The 15,071-nt window shown below is 62.1% G+C and carries 15 protein-coding genes; 11 read left to right on the forward strand and 4 right to left on the reverse strand.

What is annotated here, in order from left to right:
- From LJE93_17450 to deoD, 5 genes are all read left to right on the forward strand, one after another.
- The coding region (locus LJE93_17450) for a hypothetical protein (protein MCG6950704.1) at positions 1-603 on the forward strand (603 nt) is incomplete at its 5' end.
- A gap of 177 nt (positions 604-780) precedes the next feature.
- Positions 781-1,350 (forward strand): hypothetical protein, encoded by a 570-nt coding sequence (locus LJE93_17455; protein ID MCG6950705.1) that lies wholly within the window; start codon positions 781-783, stop codon positions 1,348-1,350.
- Between the two features lie 8 nt (positions 1,351-1,358).
- The gene (locus LJE93_17460; protein MCG6950706.1) at positions 1,359-1,568 is read left to right on the forward strand and encodes a helix-turn-helix transcriptional regulator; all 210 of its coding nucleotides are present in this window, start codon (positions 1,359-1,361) and stop codon (positions 1,566-1,568) included.
- Between the two features lie 158 nt (positions 1,569-1,726).
- The gene (locus tag LJE93_17465) at positions 1,727-2,938 is read left to right on the forward strand and encodes a sensor domain-containing diguanylate cyclase (GenBank protein MCG6950707.1); all 1,212 of its coding nucleotides are present in this window, start codon (positions 1,727-1,729) and stop codon (positions 2,936-2,938) included.
- Positions 2,939-2,964: 26 nt separating this feature from the next.
- The gene (gene deoD, locus LJE93_17470) at positions 2,965-3,675 is read left to right on the forward strand and encodes a purine-nucleoside phosphorylase (GenBank protein ID MCG6950708.1); all 711 of its coding nucleotides are present in this window, start codon (positions 2,965-2,967) and stop codon (positions 3,673-3,675) included.
- A 62-nt stretch (positions 3,676-3,737) separates the two neighbouring features.
- Here deoD and LJE93_17475 read toward each other — a convergent pair whose 3' ends face one another.
- On the reverse strand, positions 3,738-5,102 hold the full coding sequence (locus LJE93_17475; protein ID MCG6950709.1) for a tetratricopeptide repeat protein: 1,365 nt from the start codon (positions 5,100-5,102) through the stop codon (positions 3,738-3,740).
- 190 nt (positions 5,103-5,292) lie between these two features.
- Between LJE93_17475 and LJE93_17480 the strand changes: the two genes are divergently transcribed.
- A complete protein-coding gene (locus LJE93_17480) occupies positions 5,293-5,484 on the forward strand; it encodes a hypothetical protein (protein ID MCG6950710.1) in 192 nt (63 codons plus the stop codon).
- 101 nt (positions 5,485-5,585) lie between these two features.
- Here LJE93_17480 and LJE93_17485 read toward each other — a convergent pair whose 3' ends face one another.
- From LJE93_17485 to LJE93_17495, 3 genes are all read right to left on the reverse strand, one after another.
- Positions 5,586-6,101, reverse strand: a complete 516-nt coding sequence (locus LJE93_17485; protein ID MCG6950711.1) for a group 1 truncated hemoglobin — start codon at positions 6,099-6,101, stop codon at positions 5,586-5,588.
- Positions 6,102-6,237: 136 nt separating this feature from the next.
- Positions 6,238-7,464 (reverse strand): dipeptidase, encoded by a 1,227-nt coding sequence (locus tag LJE93_17490; protein ID MCG6950712.1) that lies wholly within the window; start codon positions 7,462-7,464, stop codon positions 6,238-6,240.
- A 126-nt stretch (positions 7,465-7,590) separates the two neighbouring features.
- The gene (locus LJE93_17495) at positions 7,591-8,127 is read right to left on the reverse strand and encodes a hypothetical protein (protein MCG6950713.1); all 537 of its coding nucleotides are present in this window, start codon (positions 8,125-8,127) and stop codon (positions 7,591-7,593) included.
- 161 nt (positions 8,128-8,288) lie between these two features.
- On the opposite strand from LJE93_17495, the gene LJE93_17500 reads away from it, so the two are divergent.
- From LJE93_17500 to LJE93_17520, 5 genes are all read left to right on the forward strand, one after another.
- Complete coding sequence (locus LJE93_17500) at positions 8,289-9,101, forward strand: alpha/beta hydrolase (protein ID MCG6950714.1); 813 nt, start codon at positions 8,289-8,291, stop codon at positions 9,099-9,101.
- A gap of 13 nt (positions 9,102-9,114) precedes the next feature.
- Complete coding sequence (locus LJE93_17505; GenBank protein MCG6950715.1) at positions 9,115-9,420, forward strand: hypothetical protein; 306 nt, start codon at positions 9,115-9,117, stop codon at positions 9,418-9,420.
- Positions 9,421-9,429: 9 nt separating this feature from the next.
- The gene (locus LJE93_17510; GenBank protein MCG6950716.1) at positions 9,430-10,893 is read left to right on the forward strand and encodes a serine hydrolase; all 1,464 of its coding nucleotides are present in this window, start codon (positions 9,430-9,432) and stop codon (positions 10,891-10,893) included.
- Between the two features lie 89 nt (positions 10,894-10,982).
- Complete coding sequence (locus tag LJE93_17515) at positions 10,983-13,043, forward strand: S9 family peptidase (GenBank protein ID MCG6950717.1); 2,061 nt, start codon at positions 10,983-10,985, stop codon at positions 13,041-13,043.
- A 63-nt stretch (positions 13,044-13,106) separates the two neighbouring features.
- On the forward strand, positions 13,107-15,029 hold the full coding sequence (locus tag LJE93_17520) for a CocE/NonD family hydrolase (protein MCG6950718.1): 1,923 nt from the start codon (positions 13,107-13,109) through the stop codon (positions 15,027-15,029).
- Positions 15,030-15,071 lie beyond the last annotated feature (42 nt).

The raw sequence follows: 15,071 nt of genomic DNA on the forward strand, positions 1-15,071 counted from the left end.
ACGCTCGGCCAGCTGAAGAAACGGGTTCTGATCACCGCCTTCGATCTCGACAACCAGGACGAGGACGGCGAGAAAAGGACGTGGAAGCCGAAGCTCTTCCATAACTTCCCCGGTAAGGGGAACGACCGTCACCAGCTCGCCTACGAGGTCGGCATGTACACGGCGGTGGCGCCCACCTACTTCCCGTCGGTAGACGGCTACATCGATGGCGGGGTCTACGCCAACAACCCGTCCATGTGCGCTCTGGCGCAAACCCAGGACACGCGGTACCGTCCGACCCCGCCGATGGACGACGTTGTGCTGCTGTCCCTCGGCACCGGGACCAGCCTCTTCTACGTCCGCGGCAAGAGCCACGACTGGGGCTACGCCCAGTGGATCAAGCCGCTGATCAGCCTGATGCTCGACGGCATCTCCGGCATCGCCGACTACCAGTGCGACAAGATGCTGCGCGACCGCTACCACCGCCTCGCACCGGTCTTTCCACCGGACGTGTCGATCCCGATGGACGACGTCGACAAGATTCCCTACATGATCCGGTTCGCCGAAGCGCTCGATCTCCGTCCCACTATTCGCTGGGTGAAAAGGCACTGGCTGGAACCCTGAGCTGAACGGATGCGGCCGGCCGCCTGGGCGGTCGAACGATGAATAGTAATCGTTTTCAATTAAAAATTTCATGACAAACATGAATATTTTATTGACAAACATGAGTTCAGGATTTATGATTGCTGACAACGGAACCGGCCGAGGCAGTTCCGCGAGGAATTCGAAAGGACTTCAATCATGGACCAGAACCGAATCGTCCGACCGCTGGAGAAGGCCCTCCGCTTCTACGCCGTGCTGACCCTGGGCATCGTGATCTTCCAGGGCCTCGGGCTCCTGATGTACTCGATCAACGTCTGGCCGACCGTGCGCGCCGAGGGGCTGTCGGGAGATCCGATTCAAAACTGGACGGCCGTGCTCCTGATCTTTGCGGTCGTGATGGGGTTCTCCCGCTCCTTCGTGTGGATCAAGATCTACTGGGACGGCTCCAAGGCCTTCTCGCTGATAGGACGCGTCGGCGGCTCATCGGACCTGGCGGATCAGCTGAGTCCGGTGCTCTCGAGTCTCACTCGACTGCTGATCGCGAGCTGCGTGCTCGATGTGCTCTTCCTGCCCGCGTACTTCCTCAGTGGATCGGTCTTGCCATTCCCGCTCGCCGGATGGCGGCTCGGCTCGGTCGAGGTTGCGCGAATTCTCTTCCCTCAAGCGTTCGGCATCTCCGCTCTCATACTGGCGTTCCTGACCCACCAGTACGGACAGCTGATCGGGGAGCGCAGCAGGATGCGGGCCGAGCTCGAGCTCACGATCTGAGGTGGGGCATGTCCATCATCGTCAATCTCGATGTGCAGCTGGCGAAACGGAAGATGAAGCTCAACGAGCTGTCGGAGACCGTCGGCATCTCTCCGCAGAACCTCTCGGTATTGAAGACGGGTAAGGCGAAAGCGATCCGTTTCTCCACCCTCGACAAGCTCTGCAGCACTCTCGAGTGCACGCCTGGAGATCTCTTGGAGTACAGGCCGGACGACTGATTCGTCGCCTGCGCCACCGCCTGCAGACCAGAGACAGCGCGAGACCGCATATCCCGACGGCGGGTCTTACCGAAAACCGAGAACAGCGACGCCCGTGGCGAGTGATCGGGTAAGATTGAATGCACCAAAACCGTTCCGATGCGACAGTTGGAGGTTGGTTGAACGACGAAAGGGTATCGCTGTACCGACAGGCAGTAGAGGCGCTCCGCAGAGGACAGTTCGACGTCGACATCCCGGTTGGAGCGCCAGATGCTATTTCGGATCTCGGGACGGCCCTGCGGGGCCTGATCGAGACGCTGAGGAAGGATCGTGAACAATCCGCAACCCTGGCGAATGTCACAAAGAGCGTCAACGAGGGCTTGGTGATTGACGAGGTCCTGGACCACGTATACGAAAACTTTTTTTCTTTGATTCCCTACCATCGAATAGGACTCGCGCTGATCGAGCAGGACAGGGAAACAGTGCGCGCCTTTTGGGCCCGCTCGGAGGTATCGGATATCAGGCTTCCGGTAGGCTACAGCGCCGGCCTCGCCGGCAGCAGTCTCGAGTCGATCATCCGTACCGGGCGGCCTCGAATTCTCAACGATCTGGTCGGCTACCTCGAGAATAATCCCAAATCCGACTCGACGCGACGCATCGTGGAGGAAGGGATTCGCTCGAGTCTCACGTGTCCGCTGATGGTGAAGGGCGAGCCAGTCGGCTTCATCTTCTTTTCGAGCACCGAACGGAACGCCTATCGGGAAGAGCATCAGGAGATCTTTCTGAAGATTGCGGATCAGCTCGCTTTGGCGCTCGAGAAGGGCCGTATCTACAAGGATTTGCTCGACACTACTGCGGCACTCCGCAAGGCCCGAGACGCCCTCGAAACCGAAGCAACACGAGACAGCCTCACCGGGCTGTGGAACCGGCGTTCGATACTGGAGTTGCTGCGGCGGGAACTCGCACGGGCGGAGCGCGAACAACAACCGCTGTCCGCGATCATGATAGATATCGATCACTTCAAACAAATCAACGATCGCGTCGGTCATCCCGCGGGTGACGAAGTGCTCAGAGAGGTGACTGGTCGGGTGACTTCGGCCCTCCGGACGGCCGACATTCTCGGGCGAATCGGGGGAGAGGAGTTCTTGATCATCCTGTGCCCGGGCGACGAGCAGACGGCCTTTGACGTCATGGAGAGGGCGCGTCGGGCGTGCGAATTGGAGCCGTTTCGCATTGATTCTGGCGAACTTGACGTGACCATCAGTCTTGGGGCGGCAGTGGTCGAAGAATGCGAAGATATAGATTATTCAGAGATCCTCAAGACTGCGGATCACGCTCTCTACCGTGCGAAAGAAGGCGGGAGGAATCGATCCGAGGCCGAGAAGATGTGAGTTGATCAGACACGATTGGAGACGGTGTGGCCACCATTCACTTGAATGCCGATCCCGGCGATTTCGCCGGCACGGTTCTGATGCCCGGCGATCCGTTGCGGGCGAAGTACATCGCGGAGGCCTTTCTCGAAGGTGCCCGGTTGGTCACCGACGTCCGCAACATGCTCGGTTTCACCGGGACGTATCGTGGGCGGGAAGTATCCGTCATGGCCCACGGGATGGGCATCCCCTCGGCGTCGATCTACTGTACCGAGCTGGTCAGAGACTTCGGTGTCGAACGAATCCTCCGGGTCGGGAGCTGCGGAACCGTCCACCCGGACGTCGAGCTCCGCGACATCGTGATTGCGATGGGTGCGTCGACGGATTCAGGCGTCAACCGGATGCGCTTCGGCGGCTACGACCTGGCGGCAATCGCCAGCTTCGATCTCCTGAGAAAAGTCGTGCGCACGGCCGAGGAGCAGGGGCTCCGCTTCCACGTCGGAAACGTCTTTTCGGCCGATCTCTTCTACCCGGCCGACACCTCGCAGCTCGAGTTGATGGAGAGAAACAACATCCTCGGTGTCGAGATGGAAACCGCCGGCATCTACGCGATCGCCGCGGAGCTCGGTGCCGAGGCGCTGGCGATCTGCACCGTGAGCGACGACATCAAAACCGGTGCGAAGCTGTCGTCCAAAGAGCGCCAGACATCCTTCGATGCGATGATCGAGCTGGCCCTGGATGCCGCGGTGCCAGCCTGACGGGGAGCCGCAACCGTTGTTGACGGAAAGCGTTGGAATTGCCCCCGGGCGGGCGGGGCCGATCAGCCGCGATCGAGACCCAGGAACCTGAAACCGGACTCCTCGAAGTCCTCGACCATCGCCGGATTGACGCTTCGAATGCTGGCGAGAAGGCTGTGTGCCTCGGCGTCCTTGCCGTCGGTAAGCAGAGTTTCTGCGAGCAGCATGCGGTTGTAAAGCTTGTACATACCGTCATCCACTGCGATAAAGGTCAGGAGCTCATCGGCCGCCTGAAAACGCTGCTGAGCTGCGGGGAGATCCCCTTCGAATGCTGCCCGAATGCCCTGCATGTGGAGGAGACCCGCCCGGAAGGCTCTCACGAGTTCCCCGTTGCCGTCTTTCTCCGCGTCGATGAGGAGGCCCATCGCCTCGTCTTCGATGGTTCTGGCCATCCTCCAATCACCGGTCTCGCAGGCTGCGCGGTGGGTGAGGAGAGCGGAGAGTCCGTCGAAGAACCCTTCGACGCACGGACCGTCGTGTTGGTCGAGAATCTCCTTCCATCGATCCTTCGCCGCCATCTCCGCGTAGGTCGCACGGCAGCTCATCTTGCGCAGGCGAGGCTCTGGCATGCCGGTGGCGGCAGCGCGATCGATCACCCCCCGAACCGCAGCGAAATCTCCGGTGTACGACTTCAGGACGGCGAGGTGCTCGTACGAAGCCCAGAAGTCAGGTCTGACCTCGATTGCCTTCTCGAACGACTCCTCGGCTTCGCTGTAACGGCCGATCGTCATGAAGAGCTCGCCGAGCGAGTCGTGAGGGTTCGCCTGTTCGGGGGCGATGAACCGGTAGCTCTTGAAGCTCTCCTCAGCCTCGTTGAATGCGGTTTGCATCATCTTGATATATCCGAGGGCGTTGTACGCGACCACCCAGTTCGGATCGATCGCCAAGAGCTCTTGGTAGAGACGTTCCGCTTCCTCGAGATGTCCGGCGCGCCAGGCCCTCCCGGCCTTCCACGCGAGCGGGTACGGATCGTTCGGAATTTCCTCGATGCACGCATCCAGTATCCGCGCGGACTCATCTCCCTGATCGTTCCAAGCTGCGCGCCAATAGCTGATCATGCACCGCTCTCGCGCCGTTACCGACGAAAGATCAGCCTTCAGCACCTCTTCGGTGAGCTGTCTCTGTTGCTCCGATTCGTCCGGCCGCATCATCTGGGAAAGGCGCCACTTTGCCACCAGAAAGTCGGAGTCGAGCTCGAGGGCGCGCCGGAAATGTTTGGCAGCCTCTTCGGTGTAGACTTTGCGCAGAGCGTCTTCTCCGGCTGTGAACTCGGCACTTGCGTCGGCGGAAGAAGATGTCCACTCGGGGTCCCTTGGGAACGCGACCAGCGTCAGGCCTGCCGCTACCAGTACCACGGATACGAGAATCGCCCAGAACCAGCGTTTCATGTGGTCTCCGCTCGTCTTGTGTGTGTCGACACGAGTCCACGCAGTTTTAGCGTGTTCACCACCTGATCATACGAAATCATGTCGTTCGAGTTTCGCAGCCCAGGCCGGAAATTGACCGTCAGGACAACCGGATTGTTGTTGGTTTTCTCTCTCCGCGATATTCTCGAAAGTGGATCAAAGGGGGGAAGTCATGACGAAAGAACGGCGCTCCGGGGTCGACCGTCGCAAGGGAGAGCGCAGAAGTGGCGTCGACCGACGTCTCCACGATCTTGGCGCCGGACCGGACGGCACCGACCGCCGGAACGGGGCAGAGCGGCGCAAGGGTGAGCGTCGTAGTGGCGTCGATCGTCGCCATCAGCGCGGAATTCAGAACAACGGCTGACCTTCGACGCACCAAGGCATCAACGGCATAGAGGGCACGGAATCACGGGAAAAGCCGCCCCGAGAGGAGAGGCTGTCGATTCCGGCGGCTTAGCGGTTGTATTAATCGAGGATGACCTGATCCTTGAGCGATACCAGGATGCAGACGAACTCGTCGATCTCGTCCTGGCCGTAGCCCATGGTCTTCATGGCCGTGATGATGTCACCACCGGCAGAGAGGAAATCCGCATCCGTCAGCTTCAGATTGGCATGGGCTGCGGGCATGGATCGCCCGGCGTACTTCTGCGGCCCGCCAGTGCCGGCGGAGGCGAAATCGGCAACCGATGTGGCCAACCTCTCGCTGTCGACGTACTCGAATAGATCTTTGATGTCCGGGTTGACCTTGTGCAGGCGAACGACCTCTCGCGTGAAATCGTTGATCTTTTCGTACCCGCCAAGCCGGTCGTAAAGCGGTCTTTCGGCCTGCCTCTGGGCACGCGCCTGGGCGGTGTCGGTGCACATCTGCTGCAACCCGGCCATCTGCTCGGCGACGGTCGGAGTGTCGTTGGCGAATGCCGCGCCTGCGGCCAGCGTTGCCGCAACGAAAATGCTGAGAATCAATGTGGATTTCGATTTCATGTGTCGTCCTCTTTTCCTGCGGGTTTTTGTTGTACTGGCGTCAATATAGCCAGAATGAGACGCAATTGCAAATTTTAGTGAAAAGATCATCATGCAATCGTCGGTGTCGCGGGGCCAGTGAACGACCGAGTCCGAACTAGATCCCGGCTGCGTGCCGTTCCACTTCGGACCACACTCGCAGGAGATTCCCGCCGGTGATCTTGCGGATCTCCTCATCGCTCAGGCCACGCCGGAGAAGCTCCTCGATCAGCGCCGGGTACGCGGAAACGTCCTCGAGGCCGGTCGGCGTGTCCGAGATACCATCGAAATCGGAGCCAACGCCGACATGATCGACGCCGACCAGCTGAATGATGTGCTCGATGTGATCGGCGACGTCGCTGACCGTCGTTTCGACCTTCGGATTCTCTTGCCAGTAGCGGTCGATCCGCTGGTTGAACTCGGGGCTCCCCATCGCGACCTGGTTCTCTTCCATGAAGGTTCTCATGGTGGCCCACAGATCGGTCGACTGTTTCTGGGCAGCCTCGTTGAGGAAGCCGGGAGCGAAGGCGATCTGGATGACGCCACCGGCCTCGGCCAGGCGGGTGATCATATCGTCGGTCATGTTCCGTTCGAAGCCGGGTGTGAAAAAGCGGCAGCATGAATGCGACGCGATCATCGGTGCAGTGGAGATCTCGATCGCCTGGTAAAAGGTCTCGTCGGTGACGTGCGAGATGTCGACCATGATGCCGAGGCGATTCATCTCAGCCACGACCTCACGGCCGAACGGGCTGAGTCCGTTCCACCGTCGGTCTTCGGAGTAGGAGGAGTCACAGATCAGGTTGGGCTCGGAGTGGGCGAGCGTCATGTAGCGCACACCTCGGTCGAAGAAATGTCCGAGGGCGCCAAGATCGTCCTCGATGGCGGCTCCGTTTTCGATCCCCATCGGCAGGGCGAATACGCCCTCCGAAAAGAGCCGCTGCACGTCGTCGACCGAGCGCGCGACGGCGAAATCACCGGGCGCCTCCTCTTCGATACCCTCGACCAAATCGATCAGTTTGTCCGCCAGCTCGCGGGCGCCGTCCTTCTCCTGCAGCGAAGCCGGCACGTAGATCGACATGAAGGCGGCGTTCAGGCCCCCCTGGCGCGCACGAACGAGGTCAAAATGACCGCCCTCGGTGCGGACCGCGACATCTTCCGGCTTTTCGTTCAGCCGGTATGGAAGGTCGATGTGGGTGTCGAGAATCAGGGTGTCCTGGGCGAGGCGCTCCGCCCGGGCTCTGAGGTCGGTCTCGGTCGCAGGCGGTTTCTGAGCTGCCTGCCGACACCCGGAGGTCAACGCCACGCAGGTGAGAACTGCCGCGATGCTGAATTTTTCGAATTTCATGCGCCCCCCTTCGACCGTGAAGTGTACTCCTGCCCGAGGGGAAACGGGTGCCAATTGGTGCGAATCGCTTTCCTCCAACGTCAGGCGAAGAAATTCGCTTCGGTTCGGCTTCCACGTCGGTTGGATTCAGTTCGATTGGGGTGGAACGGCGGGCAGCGTGGGCAATTCAAAGGTCGAGGACGGACGCCCGGCGGCGTTGAACTCGGCCATGGTGCCCACGAAGAAGCCGAAGGAGCGTTGCACGAGGCCCCCCGCCTCGTCGGTGATGATCCGCTTGTTGTACTCGCCCCAGATGCGGCCGAAGCGATCCAGGGGCACGAGGGCGTCCCCCTGACGTTCGAAGAACTCACGGTGGAGGAACCCCTTCGCGTCCGGGGAAAGGGTCGAGGTCGCTACACGTCCATTGGCCGGATACTCGACGACCAGTACGCCGTCGCTGACTTCCAGTGGTGGAGCACCGTCGACACCGAATTCGATGAAGGCCCAACCGCCGAAACCTTCCGGGAGCACATGGCGTTCCGGCGGAGAGCTTTCGATCCCCATCGCATTCTGCACGTTGTGCAGGCGTTCCACGCTGAAAACGTAGCGAAAAAGAAAGAACACCGCTGCGCCAATCAGCAGCAGCACGGCCGCAATGATACCCAGAGTCCGTCCGAGGTCCACGTCTCCTCCGCAGCAGCTTCTGTATTCATACGAAATCGTGCACCGAAAGATGCACTGTTCATCGTGCGATCGGGGGGGTTACACTCGCCGCCAGGCGCGTGAGAACGGCTCGACTCCTCAGAAACAGGCGGCTGTCGTGGAGTCGGTGGCTGGAGGGTGTGATGGGAACCCGTCGTGATCGTCGAACGGTCGAAACTCTGGTGCTGTCGATCGGTGTGTTGGGGTTCGTGCTGACAGGATGTGCGTCGGCCCCGGCCGAACTGCCGAGGGTGAGTCCTGTACAAACTATCGTCTTCGTTCACGGCGCCTGGGGCGGCGGATGGCAGTACGTCAGGGTGGAGCCCCTGCTCGAGCGGGCGGGGTACAGGGTGTACCGCCCGACCATGACCGGGCTCGGCGAGAGGGTTCACCTTGCCGGCCCCGAGGTCGACCTGTCGACGCATATCGAGGACATCGTGAATGTGTTCGAGTTCGAGGATCTTCACGATGTCGTGCTAGTGGGGCACAGCTACGGCGGTATGGTGATCGCCGGAGTTGCGGATAGAGCTCCCGAACGGATCGCGAAGCTCATCTACTTTGACGCAATCCTGCCCGAGGACGGCGACTCGGTCGAGCGGCTGTTTGGCGACGCCATAAACGACATGGCGATTGCGGGTGCCGACGGCGCAGAGCCATGGCAGCTGGTTCCGCTGTGGGTGGAGGAGGGGAAGAAACCGCCGGTCGATGTTCCACAGCCGATCCGTACCTTCACCGAACAGATCGTGCTCGCCAATCCGGACGCCGGGGAGCTCCCGGCAGCCTACCTTCTGACAGTCGAAGCGGGCAAGGAAACCGACACCTTCGATGTCTTTGCCGACCGCGCCCGCGCACGCGGCTGGATGGTGTTCACAATGGAGGGCGGCCACAATCCCCATTGGTTCCAACCCGAGGAATTCGTAGACGTGCTGGTACGAGTCATGCGAGAGGGAGGCTGAGGGGAGGAAGGGCGTGGACGCGGGTGAGTTGATTCAAAGACTGAAAAACCGGACTGTTGTGGAGATCGATCGTGATGATCTTGCGGAACTCGTCGATGTGTTCGAATCGATGAGGGCGGTCGACACGGGCCTCGCCGGGTGGATTCGCATCCTTTCCCACGACGGTGAGATCGTCGTTCAGGAGGAGACGCCCGAGCGAACGATACTCGTGCGGAGATTCGATTCTGCCGAGCAGGCCGGGGCATTCGTAGACCGTCGGCTCGCCGACTACGACCGCATGTGGAACGGGTGCGGCTGCAAGATCGATTACCACGAATAGGGGGATTCCATGCGTCGATTTGTTGCGATTCTGGCGTTTGTCGTGCTGGCTGGAGCGGCCTGGGCCGGGGACGATCCGAAGTCCATAGCCGGTGATCCGAGGATCGAGGACGCGATTGCGGCCTGGGCCGCGTGGGTCGAAAACGACCTCGGAGAATCCGGCGTCCCAGCGGCTTCCTATGCTTTCGTCCATGGGCAGGAGGTCCTGGCCTCCGGGGGCATTGGCCTCGCCGACCCTGCCTCCGGAAAGAAGGCCGACGAGAACACGTTGTACTCGATCTGCTCGATCTCCAAGCTCTTCACCTCGATCGCGGTCATGCGGCTCCGTGACGCGGGTGCGCTGGATCTGGACGATGGCATCGGCGAGCACCTGTCGTGGTTCGATTCGCTGACCGACGCGCATCCGGACGACGAGCCGATCTCGATCCGCAACGTCTTGACCCACTCGGCGGGTTTACCGAGGGAGTCGGACTCGCCGTACTGGTCCGGCCCCGACTTCGACTTCCCGACCTCCGAGCAGATCCGTGAGCGGTTGGGCACGCAGGAGACGCTCTATCCGTCGGGCCGGTACTTCCAGTACTCGAACCTCGGCATGGCCCTCCTCGGGGAGGTCGTCGCCGAGAGCTCCGGCCGCACGTGGTCGGAGGTCGTACAGCAGGACATCCTGGCCCCGCTCGGCATGACCGATACCTACACCTCGGTGCCCGAGGCCTCCGAGACCGGCCGACTCGCTGCCGGGTTCGCCGCCCGGCGCGGGAGCCCGGAACGCGAGCGGCTCGGGCTGTTCGACTGCGAGGGTATCGCACCTGCGGCGGGGATGGCATCGACCGCCTCCAACCTGGCGAAATTCGCCCGTTGGCAGCTGCGCCTGCGTGCGGAGGGGGGCGACCAGGTGCTGCGTGCGTCGACCTTGCGCGAGATGCAGCGCGTCCACTGGGTCGACCCCGACTGGAAGACCACCTGGGGCCTGGGCTTCTCGGTGGTGCAGCGGGACGGCTCGACCTGGGTGAGGCACGGTGGCGCTTGTCCCGGCTACTACACCGAGTTCGCCATCCTTCCCAAGGAGGAGCTGGGCATCATCGTGCTGACCAACGCGATCGGATCGAATATTTCGCACTATGTGCGCAAGGCGAAGGCGGTGCTCGCGCCCGCGGCGGAAGCCGCCACGAGCGAATCCGACGAACTTCCCGAGAGGGGTGCGGATCTCGATCGCTTCACCGGTGTCTACGATTCGGTGTGGGGACGGGACGCAATCATTGGCTGGAAGGATGGGCTTGCGGTGGTCCGGCTGGGGAGTCGAGAAATCGATCCGGAGGTCTGGATTCAGCCGCTGAAACGGGTCGAGGGCAACGTCTTCCGCCGTGTGCGCGCGGACGATGAGAGCCTGGGCGAGGAGTGGATCTTCGAGACCGACGAGGACGGCCAAGTCGTGTCCGTCACCGCGCACAGCTTTCCGATGCACCGCGTGCGGTAGAGGTCGCGAGAGCCCCGCCCTTCCGCATTCGTGACTTCGTGGTTGGTGCGGGCTACGATGTCGGCGGAGTTTGATGGGGGAGGTTCGTTGTGAGAATCGCTTGTTGTTCGCTGGTGTGCACCGCACTGTTCGTGTCGCCCCTCCTGCCGGCTGAGGAGTCCCAGACGCTGCAGCCGGAAGATGAGATGAAACAGGTGAAGGTGGGGTCGCCAGCCGTCTCGCCGAACGGCGACTGGATCGCCTACTCGGTGACCCGATACTGCCCCAACTCGGAGAAGAACGTCGGGGACATTTTCCTGGTGTCTATCGACGGAACCCAGCGCCGTCAGCTGACCAGTGATCCGGGTGTTGAGAGCGACTACAGCTGGAGCCCGGACGGCTCGACGGTGGTCTTCTCGGCCAAGCGGGGAAATGACGAGAAGAGCCAGATCTATACCATCAGGATCGACGGTGGCGAGGCGCGCAGAATCACGGATGCGGAGAAGGGGGCTGCGAACCCGCTGTGGTCGCCGGACGGGGGCCTCATCGCCTTCACCTCGTCGGTCGGCGAGCTCCACACGGAGGAGCAGCGAGAGGCTTTCGGCGATGTGCGCTACGTGGAACATCCCCGTTTCTATCACCTCGGTCCGGGTTGGGACGACGGTGCGCGCAAGCGAATCTTCGTCATTCCGGCCGACGGCGGTGAGGCCCGGCAGCTGACCGACGGCGAGTGTTCGGACGAGGGCGACCACTCGATGGTATGGAGCCCGGACTCGACCGAGATCGCCTACGTGTCGAACCGTTCGCCGGAGTGGTGGAACACCATCGATACCAATATCTACGTGGTAGATGTCGCTACCGGGAAGAGCCGCCAGCTGACCTCCAACGTCGGCCCGGATCACAGCCCGGCCTACAGCCCGGACGGCAAATGGATCGCCCACCGGGCGAGCTACGAGTACAACTACGAGAGCGAGAACTACAAGATCCACCTGGTTCCGCGCGCAGGAGGCGCACCACGGGTGCTGACCGAAGACCTGGACCGCACCGTGCGATCGATCGCCTGGGGACCGGACAGCGACCGCGTCTATTTCACCGCCTCGAGCCACGGTTCGCGCGACCTCCGGTGGGTCGACATCGATGCCCCCGACCAATTCCACGACGTGACCTCCGGGGAAATCATCTCCAGCTTCAAGGTGATGGACGACGATCGTTTCGTGCTGCACGCGCCGACCGACGTGACGCCGAGTGAGATCTGGGTGGTTATCGGTGGCGAGAAGAAACAGCTCACGACGGAAGCCTCGGAGTGGTGGAAGGGCCGCACGGTGAGCCCGTCGGAGGAGATCTGGGTGAACTCCACCGACGGCGCGAAGATCCAGGGCTGGCTCATCCGTCCGGTCGGCTACCGCGAGGGCTCCAGGGTGCCGTTGATTCTCAGCATCCACGGAGGCCCGCACGGGATGTACGCGCCGAGCTTCCGATTCGACTATCAGCTCCTGGCCAACCACGGGTTCGCGGTGCTCTACGCCAATCCTCGCGGCTCGGACGGCTACGGACAGGCTTTCGCGAACTCGATCCACTCCGACTGGCACACCAAGCCGTTCGCCGACCTCATGGCGTTCGTCGATCACGTGGTCGAGATGGGCGTGGCCGACCCGAAGGCCTTGGGCGTCACCGGGGGGTCGTACGGCGGTTACATGACCAACTGGGTCATCGGCCACACCGATCGGTTTGCCGCCGCCGTCTCCAGCGCGGGCTTGAGCAACATGGTGTCCTTCTTCGGCACCACGGACGAGCAGTTCTTTGCCGAGAAGGAGATGGCCGGCGTGCCGTGGCGCAGCAGGGAGGTCTACCTCTCCAACTCGCCGCTGTGGGCAGCCGAGAGCTTCACCACTCCGACCATGATCCTGCACGGATTCGACGACTGGCGGGTACGCCCGGAGCAGGGCGTGCAGCTGTTCCACGCGCTGCAAAAGATGGGCGTGCCGTCGGTCTACGTCAGCTTTCCCGGTGAGCAGCACGGGGTACGGAAGACGGCTCACCGCGTGTTGCGCGATCGTCTCGCCCTGGAGTGGTTCGCCCACTGGCTGAAGGGGGAACCGGTGGAGCTCGCGACCTATATCCAACCGAGGGCCTATGTTCATCCGCCGACAGCGATGACGTCGAACGACTGAGTTGGTCCGGAAGGCCGGTGGTTGGAGGAAAGACTGAAAAACGAAGCTGGGGGGCTTCAAACGATGCAAAGAACTGCTGCGTGTTTGATTCTGGTTTGTGCCGTCTCGATCTGTGGAACCGACCTCGCGACGGCGCAGAGTGGCGACGACGTCATGAAAAAGCTCGAGGCCGCGGCGGTCATCGAGCAGAAGGTCATGGTGCCGATGCGGGATGGAGTCCGGCTGGCGACCGACATCTACCGGCCGAAGGAAGCTGAAGGCCCCGTACCGACGATCTTTTTGCGCACGCCGTACAACTTCAACCCCTACCGTGACGGCGAGCTACGAACCAGGGGCCTGAAATCGATCCTCGAGGGCATCGAGCGCGGCTACGCGTACGTCGTGCAGAACGAGCGGGGCAGGTATTTCTCGGAAGGCGAGTGGGACATCCTCGGCCCGCCGAAGACCGATGGCTACGACACCCTGACTTGGATCGCCGAGCAGCCGTGGTCGAACGGCAAGGTCGGGACCATCGGATGCTCGTCGTCGGCGGAGTGGCAGATGGGCCTGGCCGCCCTCGACCATCCCGCCCACGCGGCAATGATTCCGCAGGGCTTCGGTGCCGGCATCGGCCGGGTCGGGCAGTTCTACGAGCAGGGCAACTGGTATCGGGGGGGTGCCGAGCAGATGTTGTTCTTCTCGTGGCTCTACGGGGTTCAAAACACGCAGCGGCCGACCTTTTCCAACGACATCCCGCGTGAGGACATCGTGCGTCTTTCACACTACTTCGACCTCGCTCCCGAAATGCCGGAGGTCGACTGGGCCGAGGCGTTCTGGCACCTGCCGGTCGAAGACCTGATGCGCAGCGTCGACGGCCCGAAGGGCATATTCGCCGACCCGGCCCCGGTCGCGACCGGCGGGCGCATGATCCAGCGGACGCCCGACGACCCTGCCTGGTACAAGGGCGGCCTGTGGCACGACGACGAGCCGTTCGGTGTGCCCAGCCTGTGGTGGATGTCCTGGTACGACGTCTCCATCAGCCCCAACCTGGCTCTCTTCAATCACGTCAGGGAAAACGCTGCCGATCGGGAGGTTGCCGAGAACCAGTATGCGCTGATCGCGCCGGTCGGCCACTGCGGGTACCGCCGCGCCAAAGAGGAGACGATCGTCGGCGAGCGCGACATGGGCGACGCCCGGTTCGAGTACGACGAGCTGACCTACGACTGGTTCGACTACTGGCTAAAGGGAGAGGACAACGGGGTCCTCGAATCGACACCCAGGGTCCAGTACTACCTGATGGGAAAGAACGAGTGGAAGTCCTCGTCGTCGTGGCCGCCGGAGGGGGCCGAGATGGCGACCTTCTACCTCGACAGCGGCGGGGAGGCCAACAGCGTCTTCGGAGACGGCCGTCTGACGGCCGAGATGCCGGGAGCCGAGACCACCTCGGACAGCTTCACCTACGACCCCTACAACCCGGTGCTGTCGCGTGGCGGAAACTTCTGCTGCATGGGCAATGCGGTCACACCCGGGTCCTTCGACCAGCGCCGCGTCGAGGCTCGCGCCGACGTGCTCGTCTACTCCACGGATGTGCTGGAGGAGGGCGTCGAGGTATCGGGCCCGGTCGAGGTGACGCTCTATGTGTCGTCGGATGCGCGGGACACCGACTTCACCGTCAAGCTGGTCGATGTGTACCCGGACGGCCGGGCCTACAACCTGGACGAGACGATACTCCGCGCCCGCTACCGTGATGGGTTCGACAGGCAGGTGTTGATGGAAAAGGGCGAGGTCTACGAGTTGAAGCTCAGCCCGATGTCGACCAGCAACTACTTCGACGCGGGGCACCGCATCCGGATCGAGGTCTCGAGCAGCAACTTCCCCCGCTTCACCCGCAATCTCAACACCGGCGGGCGGAATTACGACGAAACGGAAGGGGTGGTCGCGCACAACATGGTGCACCACTCGGCGGATTACCCTTCGCGCATTCGGCTGCCGATCGTGAGGGAGTAGCAGCCGGAGGCGGCACTCTCCATGCAGTGGGTTATGGTCGGT

It is taken from the genome of Acidobacteriota bacterium (assembly GCA_022340665.1).
GTDB lineage: Bacteria > Acidobacteriota > Thermoanaerobaculia > Thermoanaerobaculales > Sulfomarinibacteraceae > Sulfomarinibacter.